12 protein-coding genes are annotated in these 10011 nt (G+C 54.1%); all 12 read right to left on the bottom strand.

What is annotated here, in order from left to right; all coding sequences use genetic code 11:
- Positions 1-86 precede the first annotated feature (86 nt).
- The 12 genes from HOJ95_09340 to HOJ95_09285 all read right to left on the bottom strand — a co-directional run bounded on the left by HOJ95_09340 (position 87) and on the right by HOJ95_09285 (position 9995).
- On the bottom strand, positions 87-728 hold the full coding sequence (locus HOJ95_09340; GenBank protein ID MBT6394896.1) for a nuclear transport factor 2 family protein: 642 nt from the start codon (positions 726-728) through the stop codon (positions 87-89).
- Entirely contained in the window at positions 725-1351 is a 627-nt protein-coding gene (locus HOJ95_09335) for a nuclear transport factor 2 family protein (GenBank protein ID MBT6394895.1), read from the bottom strand. The genes HOJ95_09340 and HOJ95_09335 overlap by 4 nt, the downstream gene beginning before the upstream one ends.
- 41 nt (positions 1352-1392) lie before the next feature.
- Entirely contained in the window at positions 1393-2598 is a 1206-nt protein-coding gene (locus tag HOJ95_09330) for an amidohydrolase family protein (protein MBT6394894.1), read from the bottom strand.
- Positions 2577-3197: a nuclear transport factor 2 family protein gene (locus HOJ95_09325; protein ID MBT6394893.1), complete on the bottom strand. Its 621-nt coding sequence runs from the start codon at positions 3195-3197 to the stop codon at positions 2577-2579. Before HOJ95_09325 ends, HOJ95_09330 begins: the two co-directional genes overlap by 22 nt.
- A gap of 181 nt (positions 3198-3378) precedes the next feature.
- On the bottom strand, positions 3379-4929 hold the full coding sequence (locus HOJ95_09320) for an ABC transporter substrate-binding protein (protein ID MBT6394892.1): 1551 nt from the start codon (positions 4927-4929) through the stop codon (positions 3379-3381).
- Between the two features lie 115 nt (positions 4930-5044).
- On the bottom strand, positions 5045-5422 hold the full coding sequence (locus HOJ95_09315; protein MBT6394891.1) for a hypothetical protein: 378 nt from the start codon (positions 5420-5422) through the stop codon (positions 5045-5047).
- 27 nt (positions 5423-5449) lie between these two features.
- The gene (locus HOJ95_09310) at positions 5450-6322 is read right to left on the bottom strand and encodes an MBL fold metallo-hydrolase (GenBank protein MBT6394890.1); all 873 of its coding nucleotides are present in this window, start codon (positions 6320-6322) and stop codon (positions 5450-5452) included.
- Between the two features lie 23 nt (positions 6323-6345).
- On the bottom strand, positions 6346-7086 hold the full coding sequence (locus tag HOJ95_09305) for a hypothetical protein (GenBank protein ID MBT6394889.1): 741 nt from the start codon (positions 7084-7086) through the stop codon (positions 6346-6348).
- Between the two features lie 136 nt (positions 7087-7222).
- A complete protein-coding gene (locus HOJ95_09300) occupies positions 7223-8194 on the bottom strand; it encodes a C-terminal binding protein (protein ID MBT6394888.1) in 972 nt (323 codons plus the stop codon).
- A 39-nt stretch (positions 8195-8233) separates the two neighbouring features.
- Positions 8234-8620, bottom strand: coding sequence for a VOC family protein (locus HOJ95_09295; GenBank protein ID MBT6394887.1), 387 nt, complete (start codon positions 8618-8620; stop codon positions 8234-8236).
- Positions 8621-8654: 34 nt separating this feature from the next.
- A complete protein-coding gene (locus HOJ95_09290) occupies positions 8655-9143 on the bottom strand; it encodes a VOC family protein (protein ID MBT6394886.1) in 489 nt (162 codons plus the stop codon).
- A 36-nt stretch (positions 9144-9179) separates the two neighbouring features.
- Complete coding sequence (locus HOJ95_09285) at positions 9180-9995, bottom strand: ABC transporter permease (protein MBT6394885.1); 816 nt, start codon at positions 9993-9995, stop codon at positions 9180-9182.
- Between the last annotated feature and the right edge of the window lie 16 nt (positions 9996-10011).

The raw sequence follows: 10011 nt of genomic DNA, 5'->3' as shown, positions 1-10011 counted from the left end.
TATGACGGCTCGTGGACCGAGTGGGGGAGTATCGTCGGTTTTCCGATCGAAAAGTAGCGCGGGAGTAATTAGGAGAGGGCGTTTTTTTACCCTGCCCAGGGCAGCGGCCCGCCCTCAAGCCACCCTCTTGCTGCCTCGCGGGTAGCTTTGGCCCTGTCTGAGCCCTCGATAACGATTCCATCCGAAGGCTGGCGGCCGCTTCCCCGTGCGTTGCGCCAGCAGTGATACCCAAGCGCCTCGGGGAAGGGGGATAGGTCCATCTCCTTGAAAAAGCTCTCGGGCACCTCGCCCGGCTTGTGGGGGTCCATGCGGTCTTTTTCGTAAATCATCCAGCGACCGAGCACCCGCCAGGCGCCCTCTCGCTGCTCGAACATATCCAGCACGCTCGACCAGGTTTGAAAGTCGAACAGATAGCCGTCTATCCGCCGTCTCTGGTGGAGCGTCAGGTAGTACTCGCAAACCGCCCGGTCGCCGTTCAGTGAGACACGCGGGTTGCCCGAGAAATGCTTTTGGCTGTCGTCCGGGTCGTGGCTGCCCATCATGCGGCTTGAGCCCTCGATAAATTCGTGGGCATTGCCCTCGAACCACGAGGTGACGATTTGCGCATCGGGATGAAAGGCATCTATCAGCGCATCCCAATCGCCCCGGTCACGGTGGACCAACGAGCGCATTGCCACCTCAAGGATTTCCGAGCGGTCCGCTGCCGCCTCTAGGCGCTGGTTGCTCATAACGTTCCTCCTTCAAGCCATTTTTTCGTGCTCTCCCGAACGGCTTGTGTCTTGGACGATCCCTCTATGAGAAGGTCCTTGGTGGGCGGGTGATCAGCATTGGTGTTGCGCCAGCAGTGATAACGAAGTGCCGGGGGGAAGGGTGAAAGATCCATCGCCTTGAAATAACTCTCCGGCACCTCGCCCACCTTGTAGGCGTCCATTCGGTCCTTCTCGTAGATCACCCACCGCCTGGAAATCCGCCACGCCCCATTGCGCTGCTCGAAAAGATCGCAAAACGAACTCCATGTTTGAAAATCGAATTTATAGCCATCTATCGTCCGCCGTTGATAGAGTGTCAGGTAGTACTCGCAAATCGCCCGATCGCTATTCAGCGAAACGCGGGGGTTGCCCGCGATGTGTTTTTGGCTATCGCCGGGATGGCGGGTGGCGAGTGCCTTGCGAGCGCCCTCGACGAAGTCGCTTGCCTTCCCCGAAAACCACGAGGAGGTCAGCAAGGCATCCGGATGAAAGCACGCCGCGAGGCTGTCCATGTCTCCAGAGTCGCGGCAGACAAGCGATGTCATCGCCACCTCGAGAATTTCCGATCGGTCCGCTGCCGCCTCTAAGCGATCATTACTCATGAATATTATCTCCTCATATCTCGTTGCTTGTTGTCAATTTTTTAATACTTGTTCCGCCGCCTTCTCCGCCTCGATTTTCGCTTGCCGCGCTGCCTTTTTTTAAGTTCCCCCCCAGCCGGATTCGGCTCAAAGGGGCCAGGGGCACCGAAAAGCCGCTTGGCGTTTCCGTGGGCGATGAGATTAGAGGCTGCTGGTGCAAGCGTGCCGAGTATGTTGCGAAGTTTGAGAATGCCCCTGCCGTAGCGCTTTCCAGTGTATTGCTCGGTTCCAAAGCGCGAGTCGGTCCCGATCATGAAGCGGCGGGGCATTTCCTCCATCAGCCGTGCCCAGTCCTCGAAAAGCTCGTCCTTTGCGTTTGAAATGGGTCCGAGATGGTCCCAGCTTAAAAAACCACCTGGACGGACCATTTTCAGGTTCATCATCAAATTCGGATATTTTTTGAGCAACGAGCGCGCATTTTTAGTCGTGGTCATTCCCGTGTGTGAAAGAATAAGTTTTAGTTTCGGATATCGTCTGAAAAGATAGGCGATGCCGCCAAATAGTTCTCGCTCAAAAGAGCGGCCGTCCGGAGTCCGAGGTTCGGTGTGAAGCTCGAGCCAGATGTCTTTTTTCTCGGCAAGGGCGGCCACCTCTGCCATGGGCCCAAAGTTGAGCGGAAAATGGATGATGCCCATCCTCGCTTTTTTGTCGAAATGGTAGGGGCCGATTTCCCCAATTCCGAGGCAGGTGCCGCTGTCGATCTCTTTTCTCAGTCTTTCAAGGCGGCTATTTAGGTCTGCCTTCTCGTAGCCTCTGTGATAGGCCTCGTCCATCCAGTTGGTGAGATAGAGGCTTCCGCAGAAGCGCCCTCCGCGCCGGCCTGCGATCTTGAGAAAATTACGGCGGTCCGCCTCGTTGTCGTCCCCATCCTTGAAAAGCCCTTCGTTCGGGGTGGGTTGAAGGATTAGCCGTTCGACATTCATCCGGTTCATCCAGGGCAAAATGGCGTTGATGCCGCCTGTAGTGCGGTTCATTACATGCACATGGGTGTCGAATATCAGGCCCTCGTAGCGCCTGCTGATCTTCCGTGCTGGGCGATTGAGGTTAGGAGGTGCAGTGTCGAGGATAAAGTCGGGTGAGGGAAGACGGGACTCAAGTCCCTTTTCCCGAACAGCATTGGGACCAAGCTCTCCACCCCCGCAACTACCTAGAGCAATGGCGAGGGCCGCGCAAGTAAAAACTTTTCTTATGAAGATGATTCGAGCCAAGCCATGCCTTCTTTTTTGAGTGTGGCCTCGATCTCGCTGCCCGCTGTGGCCAGTGTTGGCGAGGGCGTAAGACCACGTTTTGAGTGGCGGTAGCACATGAATTTGCACGCCTCGGGAAACTCCGACAGGCTCATGTTCTCAAAATAGTCAGGAGTCAGGTCGGAGGATTTCACCGGATCCATGCGGTCTTTTTCGTAAATCGCGGTGCGTTTTTTGATTCGCCAGACGCCATCGCGCCTCTCGAAAAGATCATAAAATCTGATCCAGGCTGTGAAATCAAATTCGATATCGTCGATCATCAGTCTTGAGTAAAGAGTAATGTGGCATTCACTTACAGCCCTATTTTTCGAGACACGGATGTCGGGGGACGAGACGAGATGTTTCTGGTGCTCGCCGGGTGGTGCGGGAGGACGGGCCTTGAGCCGCTCGACGAAAGTATCGGCCGAGTCCGACGTCCACATGATGTGCATTTCGCCATCGGCGTGATAGCAGGCGCGGAGACGTTCCCAATCACTGCTATCCCGCGCTGCACCCCACGCAATAACCGTCTTCATTATCGACTGCTCGTCGATAAGAGTTTGAATATCCACTAGTGGCATGCATAGTCCCCTCGATGGATAAAATTTATTTTCATTGTGTCAAGAAATGATATATCAGCCCGGAAATTCGGGCAAATCGAGGGGAAATGATTCGAGGTAATTGTAAATGAATAACTTTTTGAAAGCGGGAATCACTGTTTTGCTAGGGAAGGATAATTCCCTGTTTTAATATGATGAATGACTAATTAGTTTCCTCAAGGACGATAGAGGGGAGATAAATCCGCTCGTCGGGCCGGGGCGTCCATTCGACGTTGGGGCCCAGGCCATAAAAATCATACTGATTCCAGAGGAATATCCATGGCGCCTCCTCACGGACGATTCGCTGAAGTTTATGACTGAGTTTCTTTCGCTTATTTGGAGCGAACGTTTGGCTGAGCCGGGTATAACCGTCTATGAAGGGCGGATGTATCCAATGGGTCAGGTTTCGTTGAAGGTTGGGCCTGAGGACGCCAAGGTCTAACTCCTCGTTAAAATCTGAGCTGAAGCCGTGGAAGTAAAGGGGCGAGAAGGCATTGTTCCGCCGCCTTTCGAGAAAGGCGGTCCATTTGAGCGGATTGAGTTCAACCTTAATGCCAACGGCTCCGAGTTGCCGGATTATGAGGGCCGTCATCTCGCGGCCCTTGAGGTAGCGCGCAAGCGGAACATCGATTTTGAGCGAGAGGGGGATATCGTTTTTCTCAAGAATCCCGTCTCCATCAGTGTCTTTGAGACCCGCCTCGGCCAGAAGGGCTTTTGCTTTTCTAGGGTCGTATGAATAGGGGCGAATCGAGGGGTCGGCGCCGGGTTTATTCACGATTGAAGCAAGGCGAAAGCCGTGGCCGTTCAAGAGCCTTTGGGATATTTGGCCAAAATTTAAGGCATGGTTCATCGCCTGGCGAACACGCTTGTCTTTGAAGGGCCCGAATGTCTGGCGGATGCCTATGTATATACGGCGTCCTCCCGGAATGGATTTCATCTGACTGCCCTTGATACTAGAAACTAATAAGCCCTCGTGTGGTGAAATGGTGGTGATTAAGTCTGCTTTGCCCTCTTGTAGCTGGGAGACGCGATCTTTAGCCTTGGGCACTGTGCGCCAGAGAACGGAAGGAATTCTTGGTTTTCCATTCCACCAGGTCTCATTCGCCTCCATGCGTATTTCATTCGCGCTCTGGTTTGCCACAATTTTATAGGGGCCTGATCCTACCGGTTGGAATTTCACTTCCCCCGCTGGCGTTTCGCTGTAGTAGCGGGGTGGGAGCATAAAGGCGTTGACGAGCCAGTTCGGTAGGGTGGCAACAGGGCGTTTGGTGTGAAGGCGCACCGTATGCTCGTTTACGGTTTCAAGTCGGCCAAACGAAATACGTCTTGAGATTGCGTTGCCGGACTGAAATTTCGAGTTCTCCATACGGTTGAAAGTAAATTTTACCGAGCGGGAATCGAAGGGCTCCCCGTTGGTGAATTTGATTCCTTTTTTTAAATGAAAAGTCCATATCCGCCTTGAGTCATCGACCTCCCAACGCTCGGCGAGGCCGGGAGCGAGGCTCATGTCAGCTCGGCGGGTGATGAGAGAGTCAAATACGTTCATCAAAATGCTCAACTCGACCGTAGAGGTGGCAAAATGTGGATCGAGAGTTTGTGAATTTACTGGCACGAGTATAATGAGTGGCCTCTCCCCACCGCCGCAGGCAGGAAGAATAAGAAGCGCTATTACTAGACAAAAATGAACTATCTGCCGAAGCGGGTGGCCATTCAAGAAATTCTCCACGCGGGACGCTGGTGAGCGCTCTGGTTGTGTATTAGTTAGTCTATGAAATATAGGTTGTTACCTGAATATGGCCACTAAGAAATTCGCGCCCGTATAGAGTGGTTTAAGTTTCTTCGGTCCCCACTTCTCTTATTTTCTTTTCCCGAAGATCGCGAATGGCAACTTCTAGTTTGTTTTCTAGCTCTTTGTTGCCGCCGCGCCGCCGGATTTCTTTTAATACCAGTGCGCAGGCGTCGCTCATGTCTCGCTGAGGCTTGAGCGGCACCGGCGGCACCGGCGGCACGGGCGGCGCAGGGGGAGAGGGCTCAGCAGGTGGAGTGAGGGTTTTTATCACCCGGGCCTGAATCGCCTCCTCTACAAGTTCGGCGATGATCGTTGCTGTTAGAACATGCTCGCTTTTAGAGAGACCGCGTATAAGCTTCGCTGTGTGCTCCGGGAGGCGCGTGGTGAAGGTGACTTTTTTCTCAGGTTGCTTCTCCACGCTTTACCTCCGGTAGAGGGGTCAAAATTAAATATTTGGCCAAAGGGGGTCCGTTCGGTTGTTCAACCCACCTGAGGGATGCTCTTCTAGGTAATCGTATATGTTACCTATTCCCCCGGTTCTGAGCATGACCAGCCGCTCGCCGAGCTTGGGGCTGTTCAGGTCGGTCTTGTAAATGTCTTGTACCCGTCCCTGAGCTTCCTCTCGGCTCAGCCCCTCATCTTTAAGGGCTTTTACCTTTCCAATAATGTCGTGCAACTTTTCCCGCTGGGCCGGAAATTCGTCTTTCTTGCAGGGGTCCCCGTGTCCCGGGACGTACCAATCGACATCGAGTGCCTCAAGCATGCCTAGCGACTGGAACCATCTCCAAACATCAGCCGAGTGGAAGGCAACATTATAGGCCGGTGTCAGATTATCGGCCGTAAAAACGACACGATCTTCTACACAGTGGACCATAGTCTGCCCCCGGGTGTGTCCCGGTGCGCATATGAGATGGAAGGTCTTTCCGCCAAGGCGCAGGGTCATTCGCTCCTGATAGGTGATATCGGGGGGACGCAGTTCATAGCCATCGAGCAAGGGCGTGCATTCGGGCTCGTACTTGAGCATCCGCTCCTTTGCGTCTTCTGCGTTTGCAAGGGATTTATAGAAATCCGCGAAAGTCACCTCGCTCGATATGATCGTCTCGGCCTTCATATACCAGTTCGAGGCGATGTGATCTTGGTGATGTTCGGTGTTGACGTGGTACTTGAGAGGCCCCTTGGCCTCAATTGCCTCAGTCCACTTGATGGCGACGGAGGGCTTCATCGGCCCATCAATGGCGATGACGCCCTCATCAGTCGCTACAAATCCATACGTCGGGTACGTGTTCTCCCAGAACACGTTCTCGGTGAGCTGCTCCATGATGGTTCCTTTCAGTCTGGCTACTAATGGGGCATATGCGCCGGATTCCAGTATTCGCCTGTTCGGATGGTAACGGCCTGGCGCTCGCCGTTTGGTTGTGGGCTGTCCTCATTCTTTTTGGCCTGGGGCTCGAAATCGTAGGCCACGCGGTGAATGTCTACATCCCACTTGCCCCCGCCCTTGTAATCCATAATGACATAGGCGGGGCGGTTATCGCCGTCCCAGTTCACGGCCGCCGAGGCGCCGCAAACAAGCGTCTGGTTTCCAACTTGCCTGACATAAGGGCCGTGAACCTGACCGAAGATGAGGGTCTCGGCTTTGTCTCCCTTGAGGCGTTCAAGGATTTCATCGTCCGTCAGGCGTAGGGGAAGCGCGCCTTCATCATCGCCCGGCGCAGCGTGGAATATGTGGGCGTCGTGGCCAGGCTCGGGCGTGAGTGTCATCTCGTGAGGTAGGCTCCTCAACCAGTCGAGTTGCTCATCGGAGAGGGCCTCTCTGGTCATACGGCTGCTATTGTTCCTGCCTGGGAAGGGATTGTCCTGCTCGTCAATTTTATCGATGACCCAGCGGTCGAAATTTCCCAGGATGGGAATGCAGTTCGGACGCGCTCGAAGCAGGTCGATAACCTCTCCGGGCTCGGGGCCGCCCATTACATGGTCGCCGACAACGATTTCCCAGTCGACGTTATGCTTATCAACTTCCGCCACAACAACTTCTAGCGGGGTGAGTTGCGCATGGATATCACCATAAATAGCAAGTTTCATAATTATTCTCCTTCAAATAGAAAGAACGGCGTTTAAGAAGAAAACTCAAAGTTAACCGATTTTCAAGATTGGTAAAGATTACCTCGCCAAATATGTGCTGGCAAACCTTCGGCTAAAAACGAGCCATTCACAGCTTCTAGGCGATTCTGTTTTTGGGTTTTTTCCCGCTCAGAACCCGGACCACTTCCTCTGCCGATTTGCGGCGCAACTCCTCCATGGCGGCGGAGGAATACCAGGCGCTGTGCGGGGTGATGATGCAGCCAGGTATGCCGAGAAGGGGATGCTTTTTCGAGGGGGGCTCCTCGCAAAGAACATCGAGCCCTGCCCCTCTGATTTCCCCCGAGCGAAGAGCTTTTCTAAGTGCCGCCTCGTCAATAAGTTCACCGCGGGCAACGTTGATGACGACGGCCTCTTTTTTCATTTTCTTAAGCGCCTCGGTTCCGATCATTTCCCTGGTTTTCGGAATGAGCGGGGCATGAAGCGTAATGTAGTCCGAGTTTTTAATCAGCTTGGCCATGCTCACCTTCTCGGCCTTTATTCGCTTAAATGCTGCGTCCGGGGCAAAGGGGTCGTGTGCAATAATTTTCATACCAAAAGCGAGTGCCTTTTTCCCGATGGTGCTGCCGATGCGACCGATGCCGACAATACCAAGGGTTGATTGGTTCAGGGGCTCGATGGGGCGAAGCGGGATGATGCCCCAGCCACCGCTGGCTGTGTTTGCAGCGGCTTCGGGAAGCTTGCGGGCGAAGGAAAGTATCAGTGCCATGGCGTGGTCCGAAACTTCATCGATGCAGTAGTCGGGGACATTGGTTACGGTAATGCCCTTTTTCTTTGCTGTGTCGAGATCAATGTTATTCACCCCGATGCCGGCACGCGAGAGGATACGACAGTTTTCAAGTGACTCGATTGCCCGCGCGGTGAACTTTGGAATTGAGCCAATGATAACGGCGTCGGCATCCTTGGCAAGGGCAATGGTTTTCTCTTCTGTATCGGACAGATCCGAGACCATGCGGCAGCCGAGAGGGGCGAGGATTTTCTCCTCAAGATGCAGATCGGGGTAGCGCATACCAGCGAGTGCGACTAGGGGGCCTGTGTTTTTTTTCGCCATGAGACTGTCTGTCCTTTCAAACGAGAATAAGTCGGGCCGCTAAACTTCGGGCCGCATGATGAGTTCTACATGGACCCCGTCGGGGCCGGATAAATGAATTACGCCATAGCCGGGGCGCGGGCTGCGTGGGCCGTCATATATATTGGCGCCGCGCTCCTTTAGTAAATTTCCAACTGCCTCGATGTCGTCCACGCGAAAGCAGAAATGATCCAGTCCGTGGTAGGGAGAGGCGGGCGCTGGCGCCCACTCGGCATCGGGCTGTTTCTGCTGGACCATGATGTTCACCCCTCCGATGTCGAGGCGAACTGCCTCGCCACCTCGAATATCGTGGCGCTCAAGCTCCTTTGCATCAAAAACGTGTTTGTACCATTCGACGGCTGCGCCAGGGTCGGCAGAAAGGTGGTGGAGGTGATCGTGACGGAACATTCGAACTCCTTGGTCGAGGCGCTTATCCCTCGGTTTACCCGTTTTGCCATCCGGGCCGGCTGCCGGGATATAGGTCCGGGTCGTGGAAAATTTCGATGCGGTTGCCGTCCGGGTCTAGGAAGTAAACTCCCTCGTGGCCACCCCAAAGGCCGTTGCTTTCATCGAGCCGGAGCGGGCCCCAGACAATTTCGATATCTTCTCGGGAGCGAAGAAAGGCTACGGCATCGTCAAATTCTTTTTGTCCACCCAGCTCGAAGGCGAGGTGGTGAAGACCCACATCATGCCTGAAGCATGTGTCCTCACCCTCGGCTGACACCCAATCCTCAGGCACCGAGAAAATGGCAAACTGGTGATGGTAATCGTCAAGGTACATGAATGCCGAGCCAAAGGGGGCGTCTGGATGTGAGCCCGGTTCGTGGCGCGAACGTAGTTGAAATCCCAAAACCTCTTCATAAAATCGGATAGACCGATCAAGGTCGCGGACCTTGATCGCCATATGTTGAAGGCGCAGTGATTTGATCATGATTGTCCTAACTTCACGCGGTGTGAAATTATCCCTCTATAGCTCTCTCATCATTCCCCAGCGCTGGACGGTAGCCACTTCGAGCGAGCGAAGCACGAGGCGCTCCATTGCGAATCCGAGGAAGCCTATGATGATGATTCCGCCGTAAATGACGGCGCTGTTCAGTGTCTCCTGTGCGTCGAATATACGAACACCCAGTCCCATCTCGGGCGAGGCGAGAAGCTCGCCCGCCAGCAATACGCGCCAGGCCCTGGCGAAGCCGATACGCCACCCCGATATGACCACAGGTAGTGAGCCAGGGAGCAGGACACGGACCAGGAGCGAGAGTCCTTTTGTTTCCATCGAGCGTGCCGCGTTCACAAGTGTTTCGTTAACGGTTTTCACGCCCACCCATGTGTTGAGGATAATGGGAATCGTGGTGGCGAACGAAATCGTGATGATGACGGCTTGCTCCGTCAGGCCCCAGAAGAGAATTGTTGCCGGAAACAGGGCGATGCCTGGAATGACACTGAAAAAATTGACGACAGGCACGAATATCCACTCGAAAGTTCTCGAAGTGCCCATAATGATGCCGATAAGGGTGCCGGCGATAAGAGCGAAAAAGACCGAAACGAAAAGGCGCATGATCGAGGTGCCGATATGGGTGAGAAGGACCCCATCGGTCATCTCCTCGACCATGGTATTGAATATCGTGAGTATCCGCGGGAACAGCTGCGGGGGTACCAATTCATACCAGCTCACGAATTCCCATATGCCGAGCAGAATTGCAATTGGAAGAAGATTTTCTATTATGGCGCGGCTGTAGAATTCTAGCTTGGCTGCCCAGCTTGTGGTGGTGGATTCACCGCTCAATTCATTATCTCCAGGA

Source organism: Nitrospinaceae bacterium (assembly GCA_018669005.1).
Lineage (GTDB): Bacteria > UBA8248 > UBA8248 > UBA8248 > UBA8248 > UBA8248.
Note: the sequence above shows the minus strand (reverse complement) of the source record. Positions and strands in the feature narration are given on the sequence as shown.